The organism is Kaistella palustris DSM 21579, assembly GCF_000422265.1.
GTDB classification, from domain to species: Bacteria; Bacteroidota; Bacteroidia; order Flavobacteriales; family Weeksellaceae; genus Kaistella; species Kaistella palustris.
In genome coordinates this window covers 167,755-190,733 of sequence record NZ_AULL01000012.1, presented here as the reverse complement: position 1 = coordinate 190,733, position 22,979 = coordinate 167,755, and the positions used below count along the sequence as shown (strand labels likewise).

General features: G+C 42.1%; 21 protein-coding genes. 16 read left to right on the top strand and 5 right to left on the bottom strand.

The window, feature by feature from the left end; all coding sequences use genetic code 11:
• Positions 1 to 102: 102 nt before the first annotated feature.
• From H562_RS0102080 to H562_RS0102070, 3 genes are all read right to left on the bottom strand, one after another.
• Entirely contained in the window at positions 103 to 591 is a 489-nt protein-coding gene (locus H562_RS0102080) for a hypothetical protein (RefSeq protein WP_027375995.1), read from the bottom strand.
• An 81-nt stretch (positions 592 to 672) separates the two neighbouring features.
• A complete protein-coding gene (gene metK, locus H562_RS0102075; protein ID WP_027375994.1) occupies positions 673 to 1,953 on the bottom strand; it encodes a methionine adenosyltransferase in 1,281 nt (426 codons plus the stop codon).
• Positions 1,954 to 2,144: 191 nt separating this feature from the next.
• Complete coding sequence (locus tag H562_RS0102070; RefSeq protein ID WP_027375993.1) at positions 2,145 to 3,092, bottom strand: hydrogen peroxide-inducible genes activator; 948 nt, start codon at positions 3,090 to 3,092, stop codon at positions 2,145 to 2,147.
• Positions 3,093 to 3,192: 100 nt separating this feature from the next.
• Between H562_RS0102070 and H562_RS0102065 the strand changes: the two genes are divergently transcribed.
• The 6 genes from H562_RS0102065 (at position 3,193) to H562_RS0102040 (ending at position 8,221) form a co-directional block, all read left to right on the top strand.
• Positions 3,193 to 4,701, top strand: a complete 1,509-nt coding sequence (locus H562_RS0102065) for a catalase (RefSeq protein WP_027375992.1) — start codon at positions 3,193 to 3,195, stop codon at positions 4,699 to 4,701.
• Between the two features lie 88 nt (positions 4,702 to 4,789).
• Positions 4,790 to 5,557: an enoyl-CoA hydratase/isomerase family protein gene (locus tag H562_RS0102060; RefSeq protein WP_027375991.1), complete on the top strand. Its 768-nt coding sequence runs from the start codon at positions 4,790 to 4,792 to the stop codon at positions 5,555 to 5,557.
• Positions 5,558 to 5,616: 59 nt separating this feature from the next.
• Positions 5,617 to 6,042, top strand: coding sequence for a deoxycytidylate deaminase (locus H562_RS0102055; protein WP_027375990.1), 426 nt, complete (start codon positions 5,617 to 5,619; stop codon positions 6,040 to 6,042).
• A gap of 14 nt (positions 6,043 to 6,056) precedes the next feature.
• Entirely contained in the window at positions 6,057 to 6,962 is a 906-nt protein-coding gene (xerD, locus tag H562_RS0102050) for a site-specific tyrosine recombinase XerD (protein ID WP_027375989.1), read from the top strand.
• On the top strand, positions 6,962 to 7,474 hold the full coding sequence (locus H562_RS0102045; protein ID WP_027375988.1) for an NUDIX domain-containing protein: 513 nt from the start codon (positions 6,962 to 6,964) through the stop codon (positions 7,472 to 7,474). Before xerD ends, H562_RS0102045 begins: the two co-directional genes overlap by 1 nt.
• A gap of 69 nt (positions 7,475 to 7,543) precedes the next feature.
• Positions 7,544 to 8,221 carry an RluA family pseudouridine synthase gene (locus H562_RS0102040; protein ID WP_027375987.1) on the top strand — a complete coding sequence of 226 codons (678 nt, stop codon included), beginning with the start codon at positions 7,544 to 7,546 and terminating at the stop codon, positions 8,219 to 8,221.
• A 38-nt stretch (positions 8,222 to 8,259) separates the two neighbouring features.
• Here H562_RS0102040 and H562_RS0102035 read toward each other — a convergent pair whose 3' ends face one another.
• Positions 8,260 to 10,395: an outer membrane beta-barrel protein gene (locus H562_RS0102035; protein WP_027375986.1), complete on the bottom strand. Its 2,136-nt coding sequence runs from the start codon at positions 10,393 to 10,395 to the stop codon at positions 8,260 to 8,262.
• Between the two features lie 248 nt (positions 10,396 to 10,643).
• Positions 10,644 to 12,923: an aconitate hydratase gene (locus H562_RS0102030; protein ID WP_027375985.1), complete on the bottom strand. Its 2,280-nt coding sequence runs from the start codon at positions 12,921 to 12,923 to the stop codon at positions 10,644 to 10,646.
• Between the two features lie 138 nt (positions 12,924 to 13,061).
• On the opposite strand from H562_RS0102030, the gene H562_RS14495 reads away from it, so the two are divergent.
• The 10 genes from H562_RS14495 (at position 13,062) to H562_RS0101975 (ending at position 22,974) form a co-directional block, all read left to right on the top strand.
• Positions 13,062 to 13,364, top strand: a complete 303-nt coding sequence (locus tag H562_RS14495) for a CD225/dispanin family protein (protein WP_034690425.1) — start codon at positions 13,062 to 13,064, stop codon at positions 13,362 to 13,364.
• 61 nt (positions 13,365 to 13,425) lie between these two features.
• Complete coding sequence (locus H562_RS15845) at positions 13,426 to 13,746, top strand: DUF2752 domain-containing protein (RefSeq protein ID WP_169463247.1); 321 nt, start codon at positions 13,426 to 13,428, stop codon at positions 13,744 to 13,746.
• A gap of 38 nt (positions 13,747 to 13,784) precedes the next feature.
• Complete coding sequence (locus tag H562_RS0102015) at positions 13,785 to 14,516, top strand: WG repeat-containing protein (RefSeq protein ID WP_027375983.1); 732 nt, start codon at positions 13,785 to 13,787, stop codon at positions 14,514 to 14,516.
• Positions 14,517 to 14,733: 217 nt separating this feature from the next.
• Positions 14,734 to 16,848 carry a TonB-dependent receptor gene (locus H562_RS0102010; RefSeq protein ID WP_027375982.1) on the top strand — a complete coding sequence of 705 codons (2,115 nt, stop codon included), beginning with the start codon at positions 14,734 to 14,736 and terminating at the stop codon, positions 16,846 to 16,848.
• A gap of 298 nt (positions 16,849 to 17,146) precedes the next feature.
• The gene (locus H562_RS0102000; protein WP_027375981.1) at positions 17,147 to 17,917 is read left to right on the top strand and encodes a hypothetical protein; all 771 of its coding nucleotides are present in this window, start codon (positions 17,147 to 17,149) and stop codon (positions 17,915 to 17,917) included.
• Positions 17,884 to 18,399 (top strand): acyl-CoA thioesterase, encoded by a 516-nt coding sequence (locus H562_RS0101995; RefSeq protein ID WP_027375980.1) that lies wholly within the window; start codon positions 17,884 to 17,886, stop codon positions 18,397 to 18,399. Before H562_RS0102000 ends, H562_RS0101995 begins: the two co-directional genes overlap by 34 nt.
• A gap of 125 nt (positions 18,400 to 18,524) precedes the next feature.
• Positions 18,525 to 19,460: a 2-hydroxyacid dehydrogenase gene (locus H562_RS0101990; protein ID WP_027375979.1), complete on the top strand. Its 936-nt coding sequence runs from the start codon at positions 18,525 to 18,527 to the stop codon at positions 19,458 to 19,460.
• A gap of 81 nt (positions 19,461 to 19,541) precedes the next feature.
• A complete protein-coding gene (locus H562_RS0101985; protein ID WP_027375978.1) occupies positions 19,542 to 20,822 on the top strand; it encodes a serine hydrolase domain-containing protein in 1,281 nt (426 codons plus the stop codon).
• Positions 20,823 to 20,850: 28 nt separating this feature from the next.
• Positions 20,851 to 22,509 (top strand): Ig-like domain-containing protein, encoded by a 1,659-nt coding sequence (locus tag H562_RS14490; RefSeq protein ID WP_034690420.1) that lies wholly within the window; start codon positions 20,851 to 20,853, stop codon positions 22,507 to 22,509.
• 6 nt (positions 22,510 to 22,515) lie between these two features.
• Entirely contained in the window at positions 22,516 to 22,974 is a 459-nt protein-coding gene (locus H562_RS0101975; RefSeq protein ID WP_027375977.1) for a heme-binding domain-containing protein, read from the top strand.
• Positions 22,975 to 22,979 lie beyond the last annotated feature (5 nt).

Below are 22,979 nucleotides of genomic sequence, written 5' to 3'. Positions count from 1 at the left end.
AGAAGTAGAGTTTAGTCGATAGTCGGTTGTTTTATGGAGTGGTAAAAATAGCAAAAAAGTTAATACAACGTTAAAATTTCGAAAATATTTAACAGAAATAAATTATTGTGACAGATCATGCAGCAATACAAGCGGGATATTGAGGGTAAAATTGATATTTAATCCTTTCAATTCTTTGCCATTGATTCCACTTTTGTCCAGTGAAAAAGCGTAACCGCCTGTAAGGTCGAGCAAACCAAATAAGGTAAGACCGACTTTCGGCGCTATATATTTCGTGGTAACTTCTGCGCCTGCCAGAAAATAATAGGAATGATAAAGGTCAACATTCCGCTCAAAATTAATCAGAATATCGCCCTGAAGCTTGGGTAAAACTGCAAACTTTCCGTTGGCAGAACCCAGCAGTGCCGCAGCGCCGATCCTGTAAATCACATCATCGGTATTGAGGAGCAGCAGTCGGCCGCCTATCTCGCCGAAACTTTGGTTCTGGTACACGTAACCTGCGTGAACCATTTTGTGCACCGTGAGCTGAGCCTTGGCCAGACTTCCCACCGAAAACACTATTAAAAGGAATAAAAAAAGATTTTTCTTCATAAATTAAAATCGCTTATCTGCGTAAAGTTAAAAAAAACTGCCTTATCAGTTCCGATAAAGCAGTTTAAAATTAAATGGTAATTAAATACCAAATTCCTCTTTGATCTCATCGACCTTATCGAGTTTTTCCCACGTAAAGAACTCGAGGTTGTCGATCGTTTTTTCGTTGTTCTTTCCTTTATTAAAGGTTTTCGACGCCGTATAATATTCCCGGCCCATATGCCCGTAAGAAGCAGTTTCCTGGTAAATCGGATTTCGCAGTTTCAGATTCTGCTCGATAGCGTAAGGCCGCAGGTCGAAGATTTTTTGGATCCGCTCCGCAATCTCGCCGTCGTGTAAATTAATTTTCGAGGTTCCGTACGTATCAATGTAAAGACCGCAAGGTTCGGCCACACCGATCGCGTAGGAAACCTGCACCAAAACCTCATCGGCAACGCCGGCTGCAACCAGGTTTTTCGCCATGTGACGTACGGCATACGCGGCACTTCGGTCTACCTTGGAAGGATCCTTACCGGAGAACGCTCCGCCACCGTGAGCACCTTTGCCACCGTAAGTATCGACAATAATTTTCCGCCCGGTTAAACCTGTATCGCCATGTGGCCCGCCGATGACAAATTTTCCTGTTGGGTTGATATGATATTTTATCTCATCGTTGAACAGTTCCTGAATTTCTCTTTTCTGAGCTGCCTTCACTCGCGGAATCAGAATTTCGATGATGTCTTTTTTTATTTTTGCAAGCATCGCCTCCTCACTCCCGAAATCATCGTGCTGGGTTGATACTACAATAGAGTCAATTCTCACCGGTTTATGATCATCGGAATATTCTATGGTTACCTGTGATTTTGCATCGGGTCGCAGATATTTAATGGCGTCGTTCTCGTCGCGCAGTTTCGAGAGTTCGCGCAGAATGGTATGCGCAAGGTCAAGGGCCAACGGCATATAATTATCGGTTTCATTGGTCGCATAACCAAACATCATTCCCTGGTCACCGGCTCCCTGAGCATTGGCGCGGGTTTCGAAATCTGCATCATCGGAAACGCGGTCTACACCCTGGTTAATGTCCGGCGACTGCTCATGTATTGCAGAAATCACTCCGCACGAATCACCGTTGAACATGTATTCACCTTTGGTATAACCGATATCATTGATCACTTTTCTTGCAATTTCCTGAACATCAAGGTAAGCCTGGGATTTCACTTCGCCGGCAAGAATTACCTGACCGGTGGTGACCATCGTTTCACAGGCTACTTTGGAGTTGGCATCGTAAGCCAAAAAATGATCGATAAGCGCATCTGAAATCTGGTCGGCAACTTTATCAGGATGACCTGCGGAAACTGACTCAGACGTAAATAGATAGGACATATTTCTTTTGTTTTTAAAAAAGATTAATTTTTAAAGGAAAATGAAGTGATTACAAAAGAAACTAAAATAGAAATTCTGTTTTAGCATTTTTTATGGAGGTTGCAATCAGGTCAAATTTTTCCTCGTGAAGTTCTTCGGTTGCAAATTTAGAAAGTATTTGGCGATCCACAAAATTAATTCACGGAATTAACCTACTGCGGTTTTACACTTACAAAATCTGCGGGATTCTTGTTAAAATTAAGTTTTGCCGCCACCGAATCTTTAATGTAAACCGCCATTTCACTCAGAATTTTCTGCTTGTAAGTGGGTTTATAGTAAAGCAGGCTGATTTCTCGGAACGGAAAAGGTTTCCGGAAACGGGAAACTTTTTCTTTTTGTGCGCCTGAAAGCTGTGGCAGCGCCAGCTCGGGCAGCACCGTAATACCACCAACTGTATCTACCATTTGAATCAGCGTATTGATATTCGAGGCCATAAAATCCAGGTTTTTTGGCTTCAGTTCGTTTTCCTTTAAATGACAGATGTTTTCGAACTGGGTTTTCAGGCAGTTTCCCTCTTCCAGGAGCCAGACCTTGTTGGTGTCAATTTCCTCCGGCACTACAAAGGAATCATCTTTTAAAATTTTTTCCGATGAGTAAATCATCAGTTCTTCATTAAAAAGAAAATCCTGGTAGAAATCGGCGGCTGCATCATAAGGCGTAGAAATTATGCCCGCATCAAGTTCACCCGATTTTAGGGCTTTAATGATATTTTCGGTCGTCATTTCTTTTACTGTAAGTTCAATCTTCGGATTTTCCTGCACAAAACTGAAGATTTCTGAAGGCAGTATAAAACTCGAAACGGTAGGAATAATACCAAGATTCAGTTTTCCGGCCAGGATATTATTCAGCAGACTCGCTTTATTTTTGAGTTCATTTACGGAGCTGATGACCTGTTTTGCTTCTTCAATTATATGAATTCCCACATCGGTTGTACGGATCGGATGCGTGGTACGGTCGAAAATCTTCACATCCAACTCTTCTTCAAATTTATGGATCATCGCGCTGAGCGTAGGCTGCGTAATGAAACACGACTGCGCGGCTTTGCCAAAATGTTTGTACTTATCGACCGCAATAAGGTACTCTAACTGTTGAATGTTCATGTGGAAATTTTTCTGTCGCAAATATACCATGTTTAATTGATTTCAATTTTTTTAAGGTGTGCGTTGAAATACCTAGATTTGTACTAGAAAATATACAGAAATGGCCTCTAAAAAACTCACCTCCGCAACCGGTGCGCCTTATTTTGAACATCAGGATTCCCAGACTGTGGGAGCCCGCGGGCCGGTGCTTTTGCAGGATTTTATACTGCAGGAGAACCTTGCGCATTTCGTGCGCGAACGCATTCCAGAGAGAATTGTACATGCAAAAGGAAGCGGCGCATACGGAAAATTTACAGTGACACACGATATTTCCCAATATACCAAGGCAAAACTTTTTGCTGAAGTCGGCAACGAATGCAGAATGTTTGCACGTTTCTCTACAGTCGGCGGCGAAAAAGGCAGCGCCGATACCGAAAGAGATCCGCGCGGATTTGCGCTGAAATTTTATACCGAAGACGGAAACTGGGATTTGGTGGGAAATAACACACCCGTTTTTTTCATTAAAGACGCTAAGAAATTCCCTGATTTCATCCACACCCAAAAGCGTCTCCCAAAAACCAATCTAAAAAGCGCTACGATGAAGTGGGATTTCTGGAGCCTGAATCCGGAATCACTGCATCAGGTTTTAATATTGATGTCGGACCGCGGTACACCTTATGGTTACAGACATATGCATGGTTTTGGTTCCCACACTTACTCAATGGTCAATGCAAAAAACGAAAGAGTCTGGGTGAAATTTCACTTCAAAACCAAACAGGGAATTAAGAATTTTTCTAATGAAGCAGCGACTGAAATGAAAGGTCAGAACCCCGATTTTGCTCAGGAAGATCTGGTTCACGCTATAGAAAACGGCAATTTCCCGAAATGGACTTTATATATTCAGGTGATGACCGAAGAGGAAGCGCAGGATTTCCGCTGGAATCCCTTCGATGTAACCAAAGTCTGGTTCCACGATGAGTTCCCTTTAATTGAAGTAGGTGAAATGGAACTCAATGAGATTCCGAACAATTTCTTCGCGCATGTGGAGCAGGCCGTTTTTTCGCCCAGTCATTTAATTTCAGGCATCGGTTTTTCACCCGATAAGATGTTGCAGGGGCGTATATTCTCTTATCCCGACGCGCAGCGGTACAGAGTCGGTGTAAATGCGCACCTGCTCGAAGTGAACCGCTGCCCTTTTGGATTCAACAATTACCAGAGAGACGGCGCGATGGCTGACTCCAGCAGTTACGGCGATCAGCCGAATTATTTCCCCAACAGTTTCGACAATACGATTGCTGATGCACAGTACAAAGAGCTGGAATATGATCTTGACAGTACGGTTGTCGCACACTTTAACCGAAATGAAAATGATGACGACCACTACTCACAGCCAGGTTTGCTTTACACAAAAGCAATGAACGCCGAAGCGCGCGAAAACCTCATACACAATATCGTAGACTCGATGAAAAATATTTCCGGGCCAAAACGCGATGAGATCATCAACCGCCAGCTTTGCCATTTCTTCCGTGCAAATATTGAGCTGGGGATGAAGATAGCCATGGGTCTGCAGGTAAATATTGATGCCAATATGATGACCCATTTAAAGGGTGCGGAAGAGGGAATTTCATAAAATAGCGGAAACGCAGAAAATGCCTGATTTGGCATTTCACAAAAAATCGCTAATTTGCACCGTATCGTAAAATATTTTCTTTATTAAAATGAATTACCAAAATATAATTATAGAAAGAGAAAACAGAACCGCTGTTATTTCCATTAACCGCCCGGCGAGTCTCAATGCGCTGAACGGTGAAACAATCCGGGAATTAAGCGAAGCTTTCGAAAGGTTGAATAATGATGGCGAGATCCGTGTCATCATTCTTACAGGGAGCGGTGAGAAATCATTTGTGGCCGGTGCCGACATCAAAGAGTTTTCTGATTTTGGAACTGCCGCTGCCGAAGAACTCTCCCGAAACGGTCAGGAAATTCTCTTTAATAAAATAGAAAACCTGGGCAAACCTGTAATCGCTGCCGTAAATGGTTTTGCCCTTGGCGGAGGTTTGGAACTTGCCATGGCCTGCCACATTCGTTACGCATCAGAAAACGCGAAGCTGGGTTTGCCGGAAGTCACGCTGGGACTTATCCCCGGTTATGGAGGCACACAGCGGCTGCCGCAACTGGTAGGAAAAGGCCTTGCCAACGAAATGATTTTTTCAGCCAAAATGATCTCGGCCACAAGAGCGCAAGAAATCGGTCTTGTAAACGAAGTTTTTAGTCTGGAAGATCTTTTACCGAAAACAAAAGAACTTGCAACTGCAATTTCCCGAAATTCACCAATGGGTATCGCCAAAGCGATAGAAGCTGTAAACCAGGCCGGAACCCCAGGTGGTTTCGAAACAGAGATGCGTTCCTTCGGCGAGCTTTTCGAAATGGCAGATAAGAAAGAAGGCGTCTCGGCGTTTTTGGAAAAAAGAAAACCAAACTTCTAAATATATAATTCACTTTTAGCGGAAGAAATCCGCAGATTACCGATATTAAATTACAGTTTTTGGAACCAACAAAATTCGACAAAGCCTATCTGAAAATGGCAATGGAATGGGCGAAACTTTCCTATTGCGAAAGAAAAAAAGTCGGCGCTTTAATTGTAAAGGACAGAATGATCATTTCCGACGGCTACAACGGAACACCCTCGGGTTTCGACAACTGCTGTGAAGATGAACACGGAAAAACACAGTGGTTTGTACTGCACGCGGAAGCCAATGCGATCCTGAAACTCGCCGGATCTACCCAGTCTGCAAAAGATGCCACCCTGTATTTAACGCTTTCGCCCTGTAAAGAATGCAGCAAACTTATCCTGCAGGCAGGCATAAAAAAACTCATCTACATTGATGAGTATTCAGATAATGACGGAATTGCGTTTCTGAAAAACCACGGTATTTCCCTTTTGAAAATTTCAAAAGAAGAGCTCTTATAAAAACTAACACTATGATGACCTGGGACGAAAAAATTAAAGATTTTGAAAACTTCCTGAAATTCGAAAGGAATTTTTCTGATAATACGCTTGATGCTTACCTGCGCGATGTGCGGAAACTTCGGGATTATGCCGAATTTGAGCTAGAAAACACAGGACCGCTGGAAATAACGTATGAAAACATACAGCATTACCTCTACGAAATTTCAAAGAAAAAATTCAGTGAGCGCTCCCAGGCACGCTGGATCTCATCGATAAAATCTTTTTTTAAATACCTGCTGGAAGATGAAGCACGGACCGACAATCCCGCCACGCTTTTGGAAGCGCCGAAACTGGGACTTTACCTGCCCGATACGCTGAGTTTCGGTGATGTGGAACGCATCATCAATGCAATCGATATCACCGCTGACCTTGGCAAGAGGAACCGTTGTATGATCGAAGTTCTGTACGGCTGCGGTTTACGGGTTTCTGAACTCATTGACCTGAAAATTTCGAATATCAATTTCAAAGAACTTTATTTAAAAGTGGAAGGCAAAGGCGACAAGTCGCGGTTTGTACCTTTGGCAGCTTATACATCTTCATTAATTAAAGATTATATTCACGAAGTTCGGTCAAAATATAAGATCAATAAAAAGTGTGAGGATATTCTCTTTTTAAACAGCCGCGGCTCGGCAATGTCGCGTGTGATCGTTTTCATCATCATCAAGGAACTGACGGAAAAAGCCGGCATCAACAAAAAGATTTCGCCGCATACATTCCGGCATTCGTTTGCCACACATCTGCTACAGAACGGCGCCGATCTTCGTTATATACAGGAAATGCTGGGACATTCCAGTATTACTACAACGGAAATTTATACCCATCTCAAAAACGAGGAACTCCGTGACGTGATCCTGAATTTTCATCCCCGAAATATATCTTAGTGGAAGATCTGAAATTTTGCCCCAAATGCGGCTACGAAAGTTTACTCTGGGATGGTGAACAAAAATGGAGCTGCAGTAACTGCGATTATGTGTTGTACCACAATGTGGCAGCGGCAGTAGCTGTGGTAATTTCCTGTAATGGAGAATTTCTGTTTACGCGCAGAAACCAGGAACCGAAAAAAGGAAAACTGGACCTTGCCGGCGGTTTTGTAGATTTGCGCGAAAGTGCTGAAGAAACCTGTGTGCGGGAACTCTATGAAGAGTTGAAAATTAAAGTTGATATTTCTAAACTAAAATATCTGGCGGGATTGCCCAACACCTACGAATACAAAAACATCCCCTACAATACTTTGGATCTTTTTTATGAATATGAAGTTGATGAAAAATTTGATATAGAACTCGAGCTTTCTGAAATTTCGGAAGCAGTTTGGATTAAAAAAGACAACATCATTTTAGACGAAATCGCTTTTGATTCGCAAAGAATATTTTTTAAGAATTTTATTGCAGGTTAGACATTTTTCAGGATAAGCGCAAACTGAATTTGTAATTATTAAACTTAAATTTGCAATTGATATTTAGTTATGCAGGAACAAATCGTTTTCGAAGATAATCATCTTTTAGTGATCAATAAAAAAGCCGGGCAGCTTGTTCAGGGCGATAAAACCGGTGATTTGTCATTGCTTGATCTGATAAAGGATTTCATTAAAAAAAGAGATCATAAACCCGGAAATGTTTTCCTGGGTTTGGTACACAGGATCGACAGACCTACATCTGGCCTGGTAATTTATGCCAAAACTTCGAAAGCGCTGACCCGTTTAACCCAAATGGTGAAGAACCGCGAAATCAAGAAAACATACTGGGCGGTTGTTCCAAAAATTGAGATTCCGAAATCGCAGCGGCTCGTTCATTACCTTAAAAAGAACGAAAAAAATAACAAAGCCACCGTTTTTCCAAAACCTACGGAAGGCGCCAAAGAAGCCATTCTAAATTACGAAATCATCAAAACTTTAGATAATTTCCAGTTGCTGGAAATTGATCTGGAAACCGGCCGACACCACCAGATCCGCGCACAGCTGGCGAAAATTGGTGTGCCAATAAAAGGCGACCTGAAGTACGGTTCGCAAAGATCAAATCCCGATGGCGGAATTCATCTGCACGCCCGAAAACTGGAATTCCAGCATCCTGTTACCACTCATAACATTAGAATTACGGCACCTGTTCCGCAGAATGATCCGCTTTGGAAAGCCTGTGAAGATTAAGTAAAAAGGTTTCTGATTTTGCAGAAACCCTTTGTTGTTTATTGTAGCGGCGGTATTACACTGCTGTCATCTTTCTTATCTTTATCAAGCAGATTGGGATCTATTTTGGCATTTTTATTCTTCGTGGGAATCTTATAGTTTAAAGAAATTCCATATTTACGCGTATCATTCTTACTCGATAAAAAAACATTGGGAACAGACGATACTGAATGAAGGCCCATTTCCTGCGTGTTGAAAACGTCATCAGCAAAAAGCGAAACAGTAAGCCGGTCATCCATAAATTTCTTCGACAGATTCAGATTCAGGGAATTGCTGAAGGGTTTATCGGCCACGAAATAGTAGTAATTTCCTTTTGGTGTAAGGTAACTGTAATTTGCTACAAATTTGATGTCTTTCGGTAAAATGAGCTGCGTCATAAAATTGAAAACCCAGAAACCTTTTGTCTTAATATCCGGCAGTTCGTGTAGCTGATAAGCCGAATAAATATACACGAAATTCAGCTTGTCCGGGTTCATATTAAATTTCATCAGTTCTTTCAGCGGCGTGTTAAAGATTGCAAACGGGATCGGGAAACCGACATTAAAATTATGGATCTTCAGTTCCGAAACGTTATCCTGCGAATTAATGACGACATCTCCCTGCCGGCTGATTTTCTGCACGACCTGATTTCTGGCGACGCTCACATTATAACCGATAAAAACATAATCAACAGCACTTAATTTGGCCTCGAAATTATCGAAGATCGTTGGTTGCAGATTCGGATTTCCGGACGATTGGGAGTTGGGACCTTCGAAAGTCGTATTATTCGGATTCAGCACAGAAATACTCGGCAACGAAATCTTTCGGTTATAATTCAGAGCAAAATACACCTGTTTCGCAAAATTGTACTGCACACTTGCATTGGGGAAAAATTTGAACTTTTTGAAAGCGGTCAGCAGTTCATAGTTCTCTTTCTGATAATTGTACGCGGTACCGGAAATATCGTAATCTTCCGCACGGGTGCCCAAAATGAAATCAATATTTTTTAATGTTGCCTGAAATTCCAGATACGCTGCTGCATTCAGTTTCTGGTAATCCAGGTTAAGTTCCCGGAAACTCGACGTCCTGTAATTTTGCTTTTCATAAAGTCCGCCAAAACTCACTTTCCCGTCATCGAGTATTTTTAAAGGTTGGGAATAATCGATCCGGAAATTGGCCACTTTCATCACCGAAGAATTGTCCAGCACATTTTCTGCCTGTGGTAAATTTTCCTGCGCAAAGGCGGCATCTGCCTGCGAGTACGATGCTTTAAAATCGAGCTTTTTACCTTTGTCTGCAAACTTTTTCTGATAAGTTGCTACCGCCTCGTTTCTGTAATTTTCAGAATCGAGAAAAGAGTTCTGGATGTAAGGATTTCCCTGCGAAATTCCTGAACTCATATTATATACATCGCTGCCGTTTTTATAAAAGTCGTAGTTTAAAAGCAAACGGTCCAGACCAAGGTCAATGGTCACCGCACTTTTAGCAAAGATGCCGCGGTTGATCCTGTCGGAATTGATCAAGGCGATATTATCCTGATTAGAGTTCATCATACTTTCGCGGTAATTCTGTCCTGCATTGATCTGCCAGCCAAAATATTTATTTCTTGCATTCAGGTTAATGGAATTTCCTGTTCTGCTCCTGAACTTATCATCGTCTGTAAAGCTGTAATTACCTGAATAGGTTGCTGTTAAATACTTTTTAGAGTTTTTATTGGTGATGATGTTCATGATTGCACCGCCGGAAGTGGCAGGAAATTCTGCACCGGGCTGTGTAATGATCTCAATTCTTTCCACGGAATTCGCAGGCATTCCTTCCAAAAAAGAATTGAGTTCGTTGCTCGAAATATTCAGTGGCCGCCCATCCATATACACAGCGAGTTGTTTTCCCTGGTAAAGCATACCGGCGACATCGGACACGATCAAACCCGGCAGTTTTTTCATGCCTTCCATCACTGTTCCGGAATTAAGGTTCGGCTGTTCGGAAAAATCAAATATCGTACGGTCCGCTTTCTGCTCGACGGCTTTTTTAGTCTGCGTGATCGTCACGCCGGCGATCTGCTGCTCTTTGGTAGTGGTGGTGGGTTGTTTTTCCTGTGCGAAATACAGTTGCGAAAAAACAAGTGCCAAGACGGCGGCCGTAAATTTTTGAGTCATAAATTATTTTGTAATCCATTAGACAGAAGAAAACCGATTTTGTTACAACGCTTCGTATTTAAGTTCATTTGTACTACTAATGAAAAACGAGCGCCCTGTTCCTTTATATTAAAAAGAACGGTATTCTGCCGAAACCTTTATAGCTTCAAAACCGACACAATAGTTCATGAGTTTATTTCCACAAAAAAAACCGCTCAGATCTCTGAACGGCTTTAACTCATCTCAAAATTGAGAAGTATCGAATATTTTTACGAAGCATTTCTTGCAGCTTCAGCAGCAATTAGATTCAGCGCAGAACCTGCTTTGAACCACTCAATCTGCTGTGCGTTATACGTATGATTGGTTACAACGAGATCTTTCGTTCCGTCTGTATGTACGAATTCCAGGATCAAAGGTTTCCCGGGAGCAAACTGATCCAGCGTGAGGAAATTGACGGTGTCATCTTCCTGGATTTTGTCGTAATCCGCTTCGTTATCGAAAGTCAGACCGAGCATTCCCTGCTTTTTCAGATTGGTTTCGTGAATCCGTGCGAAGGATTTTACCAAAACTGCTTTCACGCCAAGATGTCTTGGTTCCATGGCGGCGTGTTCTCTGGATGATCCTTCCCCATAATTCTGGTCACCCACTACAATGGTTGGGATATTTGCGGCTTTATAAGCTCTTGCTACAGCCGGCACTTCACCATATTCGCCCGTCAGTTGGTTTTTCACCATATTGGTCTCCATGTTATAGGCATTCACCGCACCTATCAGCATGTTATTAGAAATATTATCGAGGTGACCGCGGTATTTCAGCCACGGGCCTGCCATAGAAATGTGGTCGGTAGTACATTTTCCGAAAGCTTTAATTAAAACTTTAGCGCCGGTAATGTTCTGTCCATTCCAAGGTTCAAACGGTTGCAGTAACTGCAGTCTGTCGGAATTTGGATCCACTTTTACCTGAACTGCGGAACCGTCTGCAGAAGGTGCCTGGTAACCGTTGTCATCCACATCAAAACCTTTTGGAGGCAGCTCAAAACCTTGCGGCTCGCTGAGTTTGATCTGTTCACCGGCTTCATTAGTTAAAGTATCTGTGATCGGGTTAAAGTCCAGTCGGCCCGCAATTGCTACGGCAGCTACCATTTCCGGTGAGGCTACAAAAGCATGTGTGTTCGGGTTACCGTCTGCACGTTTCGCGAAGTTTCTGTTGAAGGAGTGGATGATCGAATTTTTCTCGCCTTTATCGGAACCTTCGCGGTCCCACTGGCCGATACACGGCCCACAGGCATTTGTAAATATTCTGGCAGACTGAAATTTTCTGAATGAATCGAGGAATCCGTCGCGTTCAGCGGTAAACTTCACCTGCTCTGAACCGGGATTAATTCCCAGAATCGCTTTAGGTTTAACACCTTTAGCAAAAGCATCTTCCACAATGGAGGCTGCTCTGGACAAATCTTCGTAGGAGGAATTGGTACATGAGCCGATCAGTGCCCACTCCACTTCAATCGGCCAACCGTTAGCCACTGCTTTTTCGTGAAATTCCGCAACAGGTGTAGCCAAATCCGGGGTGAAAGGTCCGTTTAAGTGAGGTGTTAGTTCATCCAGATTAATTTCGATGACCTGGTCAAAATATTTTTCAGGATTTGCATACACTTCCGGGTCACCCGTTAAATGTTCTGCAATTGCATCTGCGGCATCCACGACTTCCTGCCTTTCTGTGGCAACTAAATATCTCCGCATGGAATCATCATACCCGAAAGTCGAAGTGGTGGCGCCGATCTCCGCACCCATATTACAGATCGTTCCTTTTCCGGTGGCAGAAAGTGACTCTGCACCTTCACCGAAATATTCCACGATGCAGCCTGTTCCTCCTTTTACGGTAAGAATTCCGGCTACTTTTAAAATAATATCTTTTGCAGCAGTCCAGCCGCTGAGTCTACCTGTTAATTTAATACCGATAAGTTTCGGCATTTTGAGTTCCCACGGCATTCCTGCCATTACATCTACCGCATCTGCACCACCGACGCCAATAGCAACCATTCCCAAACCACCGGCATTTACCGTGTGGGAATCTGTTCCGATCATCATACCGCCGGGGAAAGCGTAATTTTCTAAAACAACCTGGTGAATAATTCCTGCGCCTGGTTTCCAGAATCCAATTCCGTACTTTTCGCAGACCGAGCTCAGGAAATTGAAAACTTCTGAGTTTTTATTGATACCTTCCTGCAGATCTGCTTCAGCACCCACTCTGGCCTGGATCAGGTGATCCGCATGAGCAGTTGAAGGAACTGCCACTTTCGACTTACCCGCCTGCATAAACTGCAAAAGCGCCATCTGCGCGGTAGCATCCTGCATTGCAACACGGTCCGGCGCAAAATCCACGTAAGAATTGCCACGTGGGTAATCCTGTGTAGCATTTCCTTCCCAAAGATGCGTATAAAGAATTTTCTCAGAAAGTGTCAGCGGTTTACCCAAAACTTCGCGGGCCTTCGCAACCCTCTCAGGGTAAAGTGAATACACTTTTTTGATCATATCAATATCAAAAGTCATATCTAAATAATTTAATTGATTTTTAAGGAATCCAAATTTACGAAAATTTAAGTTTAAATATCTTTTAAAATAATATCACCATTAAAATTCACAGGCGATACTCACCTGAATTTTGTTATTTTTATAAAAAATTAAATCATGGAAAATTTTAGTCAACCTTCAGACTTTCGTCCTTCGCCAAACGGCTTCCCACCTAAAAGCTGGCTGGTGGAATCCATCATTGTAACCATCCTGTGTTGCGTACCGCTGGGGATTGTGGGGATTATCAGCGCGGCAAGTGTGGAGGGTAAATATGCGAAAGGCGACATTGCCGGTGCACAGAAAGCGGCAAACCTGGCAAAAACAATGGTGCTTATTTCCGCGATTTCAGGTTTGGTGGCGGCGTTTGTCTACATCGTGTTCTTCGGCGGTCTTGCTCTGTTCTATAATACAAACTCTTAAATCAGCTTCCATCAAAAATAAGTGGCTTTTACTCATAGGTCTGCCCATCATTTTTTTGGGTGTGTTTGTATTTTACTTTTACGATCCAGCGAATTCTGCCCTTTTCCCAAAGTGTCCTTTTAAATACATTACTGGTTTTTCTTGTCCTGGATGTGGTTCGCAGCGGGCGTTACATGAAATTTTACACTTTAATTTTTTAAAAGTTTTTGAATATAACGCGCTGCTAATTTTCTCACTTCCATATATTCTGACAGGGTTTGCATTCAATTTCAACGTGGTTAAAAACCGTTTTCCCAACGCCCGAAAATTTCTTTTTGGTCAGCAGGCGATAATCTTCGTACTGTTGGTCGTTTTTATATTCTCAGTTCTTAGAAATTTATAAAACCTTATTTTTGGCCACAGATTTGTAAAATGAAGCTGATGAAATATTTTTTTATGCTGCTCACCATCCTGAGCTCTGTCCTATTTAATGCGCAGAAGAACGCGCTACCTAAAAAAACAGCTGCTGTTACAAAATTAAATCCCAATTTCATCAAAGTCAACGATTCTGTAGCGGACCTCATTCCACAGAAGATGGCCGGAAAGTTCGGTTTCATCAACCAGGCCGGGAAAATTATCATTAAACATGAATACTCCAACGTTGGGTTTTTTGCCCGGGATTGTAATCTGCAGAATTCTCCCAATAAAAAAGTGCAGCAATTTGGTAGCGATCAGTATGCTTCCGTAAGGCTTAATGGATCAGATTACCGCATCAATAAAGCGGGAAAACGCGTTTATCACTTCAAGGAAAGTGATTTGGGGAAATGCGCGCCGGAGTATAAAGCACAGCTTTTCCACGCTTATATTATGAATGGCGCTTACGGAATAATTGAAGACTCAAAATTTGAAAATCCAGGTGATTACAGACAGTTTACCATTTATCCGCAATACGATTACCTGCATATTATGGAAGGTGATGACCTGCACAACCCGATGATCATTGCATCATACAGAAACCGGTTTGGTGTGATCGACATCCACAATAAAGTAATTATACCTTTTGAGTACAGCGATATTAAAAGAAATTTCAGCTGGAAACTTGCCCGACTTTTTGAGGTGACCAAAGACGGAATAAATTATTTTTATGTCGACGGAAACAACCATGGATATTAACAATATTTGATGTAATTTTGTGCCTGAAATTTAAGGGGTGCTGTGAAAAGCTGAGATTATACCCAATGAACCTGGAACAGGTAATGCTGTTTAGGGAATTACATGAGCTGTTTGAACATTTGAAAATGTAAATTATTATTTTTAAATTCAAAAATTTTCAAATTAACACATTTTAATCGCCCCTTTTATTCCATTTAATCTTCAAAAAATTAATAGAATGAAAGGATTTATTTTTTTAGGACTGCTCGCCGGTCCGTTCTACTACGCACAAAACGTGCAGGATTCCGTCAAAACCGCAGAAATTGAAAGCATCAGCTTTCTGAAGCGGCTTCCCGTCACCAAAGAAATCATCAACGTTGAGAAAGATTTAGGTCAGAAGAATCTCGGGCAGGATCTGCCGATTTTACTGAAAAACCAGATGTCGGTCATCTCAACCTCCGATGCGGGGAACGGCGTGGGTTATACCGGTTTTAGAATTCGCGGCGTTGGCGGAACCGCGATTAACGTAATGCTGAACGGCGTTCCTTACAATGATTCCGAAAGCCAGGGAACTTTTTTCGTGAATGTGGGCGACCTGACGAGTTCTGCCTCTCAAATCGTAATCCAGCGTGGCGTGGGAACTTCATCGAACGGGGTTGCTGCTTTTGGCGCCAGTGTGAACGTACTTACCAAAAATCCCGGCGAAAAATTTTATCTGAAGTCCGATGACTCATACGGCTCATTCAACACCCAGAAATATTCGGCAGAAATCGGGAGCGGGAAGTTCTGGAAAAACAGATTGTCATTAATGGGAAGATATACGCAAATACATTCTGATGGCTATATCGACCGCGCTTTCTCTGATTTGAATTCTTATAATTTAACCGCACTGTTTGAAGAAAATAAAACAAAGATCCGGTTCATGGCTTTTGGCGGAAAAGAAAAAACGTACCAGGCCTGGAATGCTGTAGACCGAAAAACGTGGGAAACAGATCCCAAATTCAATTATTCAGGAGCGATTTATGATGCTGCCTGGGAAAACATAATCGGGTTCTATAATAATGAGACCGATAACTACCACCAGAATCACTACCAGTTACTTTGGGAGCAAAACCTGAACAGCCACTGGAATCTGGAAACGACTTTTCACTACACCAGGGGAAGCGGCTATTATGAAAATTACAAACAGGACGCTAAGTTTTCAAAGTATAATTTACCAGACTTAATTGTTGAAAGTCAAACAGTTAAGAAAACAGATCTCATCCGTAAGAAGTGGCTTGATAATGATTTTTATGGCGCAGTTTCAACGCTTTACGGTAAATTCGAAAACCTGGATCTGAATTTTGGCTTAGTCGGAAATACTTATTTCGGAAAACATTTCGGTAATGTTTCCGGCGTTTATTTCCCGGAAATCTTCGAACACGAATACTACAGAAACAATGGTACGAAAACAGAATTTTCAGGATTTGCGAAAGCGATCATCAAGCTGAAGCGGTTTGAGTTTTACGGCGACGCACAGCTCAGAAATATCATTTATAACACCGAAATCATACAGCAGGGTGACGGTGAAGGTGTGGAACTGGATAAGACCTGGTTGTTTTTTAATCCGAAACTGGGCGTAAATTATCGGATCGATTCCGGGAAACTTTTCTTCTCCTATGCCCATGCCCATCGTGAACCAAACCGCGACGATATTTTTGCAAATCCGGAAATCCAGCCGGAAAAGCTGCACGATTTCGAAGCGGGTCTGGAGAAATCCTTCGGCGCAGTTTCATTTACCACAAATCTGTATTACATGAATTATGTAAATCAACTGGTTCTGAATGGTCAGATCAATGATATCGGAGAGTTTATTCGGGTGAATTCCGGAAAGAGCTACCGGATGGGCGTTGAAATTGGCGCACTCGCCAGACTTTCAAAACAGTGGAATGTCTCCGGGAATTTGACCTTAAGTAAAAATGAGAACAAAGACTTTAAAAATGAAACCGACAGCGGATTCGAAAGCCTTGGAAATACCCCTATTTCGTTTTCACCCAATTTTATCGGTAATTTATTGATCAGTTATACACCTACACAAAATTTAAGCTTAGGAATTCAAAACCAATATGTTGGAAGCCAATATTTGGACAACACCAATAATTCTGATTTAGAATTAAATGCGTATTTTCTTACCGACCTTAATGCGAAATACACTTTAAATCTAAAAAGAACTGCAGTTGATTTTAAACTGCTGCTTAACAATATTTTCAATAAAAAATATGTGAACAATGGTTTTGTGGATGACCGGGAACCTTACTATTTTTCCCAGGCGGGAACCAATTTTATGTTTGGCGTCAGTTTTAGGTTTCAGTAGTGTTTGACTGGCAATTATTTAGGTGAATTAAATGGCGGTCAACAGGAAATTATTTTCCACAATGATTGAGCGGGCTGACTTTATTAATCAGCGGCAAACAGCAAAAACTTTTACTAAGGTCTATAAAGTGCTTCAGTAACGTAATTGGTTGAATAGATATGGATTATTAGACCGCGGTTAACAGAAAATATATAAATCTGAAATGATTTGAAATGCAAATGAAGTCAATTTGAAAGTCCATTTCCGCGGCAGCCTTTTATTTGTGTACAACCGCTCAAAAACATAAATTTGCGTCATTATGAATTTTTCTCAGTTTCTTTTCGAATTTCTGAAAAAAGAAGGTCACGCCACGCTTCCCGGTTTCGGTGTTTTCTCACTGAAAACCGCCCATGCTTTTCTGGATAAGGATGGTAAAAACATTTTGCCGCCCGGGCTGGAGATCGCCTTTGATAATAATGCCGAAGTGGAGAATCAAACTTTTGTGAACTTTTTAGCAAAAGAAAAAGGAATGCCATTTAACGACGCTCAAGCCGAAATAAAGAAACAGGTGGACTTTTGGAATTTGACTTTGGAAAAAGAAGGAACGCTTACCGTAGAAAATTTCGGTACTTTTTCTATTGATGACAGCAAGGTTCACTTTAAACAAACACGTACCGGCCCGGTATCTCCCGATTTTTACGGTTTGGAAGAAATCAATATTTCGGAAATAAAAAAACCGGCAGCCATAAAAGATCGGAATAAACCCCGCGCTTACCGCTTTTCAAAATCCCTGGTTTGGGTTTTGCCACTGTTGGCAGCGATTGCGGCACTTGCCTACTTTGGGCTTACGCAGCCGGAAATGCTTTTCGGAAAAAGATCATTTGCAGAAGACATTAAAAGCACACCTGTTTCCCAACCTGCGGTGCAACCTTTAAAGAAAGATACGCTACAAAACCAAAATCCGGTGCTGGATTCTACAGGAACCGACTCGCTGACAACCGCTGCAGCCGCAGTTTCGGCGAAAAAATGGAGTTCTAAAAAATACCCTAAATCTAAATGGCAAAATCAAAAAAAGCGTCGGAATCCCTGACGGTAATGACCAATATCGTTTTACCAAACGAAACCAACTCTTTGCGGAACCTTTTCGGGGGTGAACTTCTTGCAAAAATGGACCGCTGCGCCTCCATTTCTGCAACACGCCATTGCGAAAGACGTGTGGTGACGGCATCTGTAAATCACGTATCCTTCAATCACCCCATTCCCGAAGGCGGAATTGTGGTGCTGGAATCAAAGGTTTCCCGCGCGTTTTCAACATCGATGGAGATTTATGTGGATGTGTGGCTTGATGATCCCATTAATCAGAAAAAGATTCATACCAACGAAGGAATATACACGTTTGTGGCCGTAGATGAATTCAACAGACCGATCCCCATCCCAAATATGGAACCTGAAACTGAAGAAGAAATTTCGAGATTTGAAGCCGCGATGCGTCGGAAAGAACTTTCGCTGATACTTTCCGGGCGTATGAAAGCTACAGAATCTATAGAACTGAAAAAGCTATTCTGCAGTTAAATATTTTCCAAGCGTATTATACCTGCTATTTGATGCGGTAACACGCTGTTTTAAAATAAATTAACGCGAAAATAGCCCTTACATTTAAGACTGTCTGCAGACGTTTCGCCATTAATAAAATTGAAATGAAAATCCTGCTCCTCGATAAAAATCATCCGCTGATCACAGAACAGCTTACGGCAAAAGGCTTTATTCTGGAAGAAGATTTCACTTCAACTTATGCTGAAATTTTAACGAAAATTGAGCGCTATGATGGAATCATCATTCGCAGCAGAATTCCGGTCGACGAAAATTTTCTGAAACACGGCGCAAACCTAAAATTTATCGCCAGAGTCGGTGCGGGAATGGAAAACATCGATACTGAATCTGCAAAAAAATTAGGAATTAAACTCATTTCTTCGCCCGAAGGTAACCGTGATTCCGTTGCTGAACATGTGCTGGGTATGTTGCTGATTTTAATGAACAGGCTTTTTATTGCTTCAGAGGAAGTGAAAGAAGGAGTTTGGGAAAGAGAAGGTAACCGTGGTGATGAACTTCTGGGGAAAACCTTTGGTATCATTGGCTATGGAAATATGGGAAAAGCAGTAGCCAAAAGGCTTTCGGGTTTTGGCGTGCGCGTAATATTTCATGATATCTTACCCGGCCTTTCAGATGAATTTGCCACGCAGGTTTCCCTTGAAGATTTACAGGCGGCAGCGGACGTTCTCAGTCTGCATATTCCAATTACCGAATCAACTCACTATCTTATAGACGCGGATTTTATTTCAAACATGAAGAAAAATTTCTACTTTGTAAATACGGCGCGTGGAAAAAATGTGAAAACCTCAGATCTGGTCACAGCCTTAAAATCCGGAAAAGTGAAAGGCGCTGCTTTGGATGTTTTGGAATTTGAAAAATCATCCTTTGAGAAATTAGAAGCTGAAAATGAGGATCTCCGTTATCTTCTTCATTCAGAAAAAGTACTGATCACTCCACATATCGCCGGTTGGACAGTTCAAAGCAAAGAAAAACTGGCACAGGTAATCGTGGATAAAATTCTGGCTGGTTTTGCGCGGCCTTAACAAATCTTTATGATTTCAGCCCTGTAAATTTTTCCTAAAAACTCCTACCTTGCGGAGATTTTTCAGCCCAAAAAACTTTAAATGAAATTTTTACCGCACTTCATTATCCTCCTATTCAGTGGATTTATGCTCTTTTCCTGTTCAAAAGAAACTCAAAACGACACAGACTCAGAAACTTCGTTACCAAACTACGGAAATATAGACCTCGACGGCATTTTCAAAAGAAAAGACAACCGCCTGGCAAACAAGGATTCAATCGTGCGCGTGATTGACAATTATTACAGGAATGTGTGGGAAAACGGCGATCTGTGGGGTGGCTTTCTGATCGCAAAGGGCGATGATATTCTCTACGAAAAGTACCGCGGATTCGCGCAGGACAACAAGCAGGTTCCAATCAGTGATACCGTCGCGTTACATGTAGCTTCGATTTCTAAGACACTGACTGCCATGGCAGTTATGAAACTTATTGAGGAAAAGAAACTGAATATGGATGATCATGTGACCAGTTTCTTTCCTGAATTTCCTTATCCGAAAGTGACTGTTTTTACCTTGCTGTCTCAGCGGAGCGGCCTTCCGAAATACGAGTATGTCATCGATAAAATTAAGCCCAGGCCCGCCGAACTGGACAAAAAGTTTCTTACAAACCATGACATCCTGAATCTGCTGATCAAGTATAAACCCGAACTGGCGCGTAACACGGATACCGGCTTTATGTACTGCAACACCAACTATGCACTGTTGGCTTTAATTATAGAAAAGGTGACTAAAACGCCCTTTCCCGAAGCAATGCAGCAAATGGTTTTCCGGCCTCTAAAGATGACACATACTTACATTTTTGAGGAGAAAGATACGCTGACCGCGGCAAAATCTTTTTTTCAGCGTGGCCCAAAAGTTTATCCTTATGATCGCCTGGATTTAATTTATGGTGATAAAAACGTGTATACCACGCCACGGGATCTGCTTAATTTCTCCAAAGCGCTGTTTGCCAAGAATTTCCTGCGTCAGGATCTGCAGGATATGATCTTCGAGCCTTACAGCAACGAGCGACCTGGCGTTAATAATTATGGAATCGGCTTTCGCATGAAGATCTTCAGCCCCGATGACAAACTGACCTACCATAACGGCTGGTGGCACGGCACGAATTCGGTTTTTGCCCATCTGTTAAAATCAAATGTCACCATTATCGCTATTGGGAATAAATACTCATCACGTGTTTATTCTGCGCTGGCGCTTTCCGGCCTTTTTGAGAATTTCCCCTACGAAACCCAAAAATTTCAAAAAGAAATGCGCACGATCGACAGTTTAAAAAAGACCGGCGGAAAAAAAGCGGACGCCGGTACGCAAGATGCCTACAGCGAATAATTTAAGTATTTTTGCCTAAAAGTTAGTCATGAGGAAAATTGTTTTTCTTTTTGTTTTAAACCTGCTCCTGTTTTCCTGCGCACGTGTAGGCTCTCCTGTGGGCGGTGCCAAAGATACCATTCCGCCAAAAGTGGTGAGCACCAATATTGATTCGGCAAGGGTAAATGTGCCGCGCGACATTCGCGAACTCCGCATTGACTTCGATGAGTATGTGACATTAAAGGACATTAACAAAAACCTAATTATTTCGCCGCCGATCCAAAAGATCACCAAAATACTGCCTTCCGGTACGGCCAATAAGTATGTGCTTATTAAATGGAGTGACACACTACAGGCGAACACGACCTACAATTTTAATTTTGGCAACTCGATAGTTGACAGCAATGAGGGAAATCCGCTGCAGTATTATAATTTCGCCTTTTCCACAGGTGATAAGATCGATGACCTTTATCTGAGCGGTGAACTGAAAAGTCTGATTGCAGCATCTTCGGCAAAAACGGAGCAGGCCAGTTTGGTTGTGGGCTTATATAAAGCTGAAGATTCCGTGAATTTCCGCCAGAAACCCTACTACATTACCAAGGCAGATCCAGATGGCTACTACGAATTGAACTATCTGTCGCCAGGGAAATACCGCGTATTGGCTTTTGAAGATGCCAACTCAAATTCAGTTTACGATGCCGGAAAGGAAAAAGTGGGTTTTCAAAAGGATGTACTTATTCTGGACAAAAGTGTTTCGGGTCTGAATTTAAACCTGTACCCTTCGCGTAAAGCACTTAAATATCAGGAAATGAAAGAGGTTCCCGGTGGAATCCTGATGACTTTTGAAGGGAATCCCCAAAACGTCGGGGTAAAATCATTAAATGAAAAACTGAAAGATTATAAAATTACGCACGCTCCGAAATCCGATTCTGTAAATATCTGGTTTGATGCGAAGAAAAACGAACTCGGAACAACTACCAGCGAAAACTTAAAATTCAGTTATGACAACGGTGTAAAACAGGACACGGTTTCTATATTTTACCGCTACAACGCCAAGAATGAGATGACAGTCGGGAATGCAAAAGGAAATCTGCTGCCTCCAGCAGATGATTTCGTGATTTCGTCGAATTATTTCATCGATAAAATACAGCCGGAGAAATGGACCTTGGTTTCCGACAGTTTGGCGCAGGAATTCAGCGCAAATATTTCTACTGAAAATCCGTACGAAATCCATGTAAAAGCCAACTTTAAAGAAGGTAAAAAATACGCGCTCACGGTTCCAAAGGAAACGGTATCATCATTCTACGAGTCGATACAGAAATCTTACCGTTTTGATTTTGAAAGTGATAAGACAGAAAACTACGGTTCTTTGATTTTAACGCTGGAGAACGCACCGGAACATAAGTTTTGGCTTCAGTTGCTGAACGAGAGCGGCAATATAAGTTATTCGAAATTTGGAACAGAAAAATTACTCACTTTCCAGTATTTAAAACCGGGAAAATATCAACTGCGAATCCTGGTGGATAACAACGGGAACGGCATTTGGGATTCTGCGGATCTGAACCTGGAGGAATATGCCGAGGACGTGTACTTACTAGAGAAAAAGATAGAAGTCCGGCCACTCTGGGAAATCCGTGAAACCTGGAATCTGGCGAATCCCACATTAACTGCGGCTCCTGAAACCCTGCCGCAAACTGAACCGAAATAAACTGAAATGAAAACTTTTAAAACAGTCATTTACTGGTTTCTCATATTTATCGCCGTCATACAGTTTATTCCCGTGGACAGAACGAATAAGCCGGTTGTGAAAAAGGATAATTTTGTAAACGTATTGCAGACGCCGGAAAACGTGCAGCATATCTTAATAAAAGCCTGCTACGACTGCCACAGCAATGAAACGGTTTATCCGGATTATGCTTATGTAGCACCAGTTTCGTGGTCTATAAAAAGTCATGTAACAAAAGGAAGAAAGCACCTGAACTTATCGGAATGGGGAACGCTGAACAAAGACCTGAAGAAAAACATGCTCGAAAATTCAGTGCATTCGGTGAAAGACTATTCCATGCCACTGCCGGCTTATATTACCAGACATCCGGCGGCCAATCTCACAAAAGCTGAGCGCAGTTTACTTGCTGATTATTTCGAGGGCATCCTGAAATCAAATAAATATTAAGACCG

Coding starts and splice junctions, on each gene's coding strand:
- H562_RS0102000 (WP_027375981.1), top strand. CDS start 17,147: ATGAATTTTTCTCAGTTTCTTTTCGAATTTCTGAAAAAAGAAGGTCAC.
- H562_RS14495 (WP_034690425.1), top strand. CDS start 13,062: ATGGAAAATTTTAGTCAACCTTCAGACTTTCGTCCTTCGCCAAACGGC.
- H562_RS0102010 (WP_027375982.1), top strand. CDS start 14,734: ATGAAAGGATTTATTTTTTTAGGACTGCTCGCCGGTCCGTTCTACTAC.
- xerD (WP_027375989.1), top strand. CDS start 6,057: ATGACCTGGGACGAAAAAATTAAAGATTTTGAAAACTTCCTGAAATTC.
- H562_RS0102030 (WP_027375985.1), bottom strand. CDS start 12,923: ATGACTTTTGATATTGATATGATCAAAAAAGTGTATTCACTTTACCCT.
- H562_RS0102080 (WP_027375995.1), bottom strand. CDS start 591: ATGAAGAAAAATCTTTTTTTATTCCTTTTAATAGTGTTTTCGGTGGGA.
- H562_RS0102040 (WP_027375987.1), top strand. CDS start 7,544: ATGCAGGAACAAATCGTTTTCGAAGATAATCATCTTTTAGTGATCAAT.
- H562_RS0101990 (WP_027375979.1), top strand. CDS start 18,525: ATGAAAATCCTGCTCCTCGATAAAAATCATCCGCTGATCACAGAACAG.
- H562_RS0102035 (WP_027375986.1), bottom strand. CDS start 10,395: ATGACTCAAAAATTTACGGCCGCCGTCTTGGCACTTGTTTTTTCGCAA.
- H562_RS0102015 (WP_027375983.1), top strand. CDS start 13,785: ATGAAATATTTTTTTATGCTGCTCACCATCCTGAGCTCTGTCCTATTT.
- H562_RS0101995 (WP_027375980.1), top strand. CDS start 17,884: ATGGCAAAATCAAAAAAAGCGTCGGAATCCCTGACGGTAATGACCAAT.
- metK (WP_027375994.1), bottom strand. CDS start 1,953: ATGTCCTATCTATTTACGTCTGAGTCAGTTTCCGCAGGTCATCCTGAT.
- H562_RS0101975 (WP_027375977.1), top strand. CDS start 22,516: ATGAAAACTTTTAAAACAGTCATTTACTGGTTTCTCATATTTATCGCC.
- H562_RS0101985 (WP_027375978.1), top strand. CDS start 19,542: ATGAAATTTTTACCGCACTTCATTATCCTCCTATTCAGTGGATTTATG.
- H562_RS0102060 (WP_027375991.1), top strand. CDS start 4,790: ATGAATTACCAAAATATAATTATAGAAAGAGAAAACAGAACCGCTGTT.
- H562_RS14490 (WP_034690420.1), top strand. CDS start 20,851: ATGAGGAAAATTGTTTTTCTTTTTGTTTTAAACCTGCTCCTGTTTTCC.
- H562_RS0102070 (WP_027375993.1), bottom strand. CDS start 3,092: ATGAACATTCAACAGTTAGAGTACCTTATTGCGGTCGATAAGTACAAA.
- H562_RS0102065 (WP_027375992.1), top strand. CDS start 3,193: ATGGCCTCTAAAAAACTCACCTCCGCAACCGGTGCGCCTTATTTTGAA.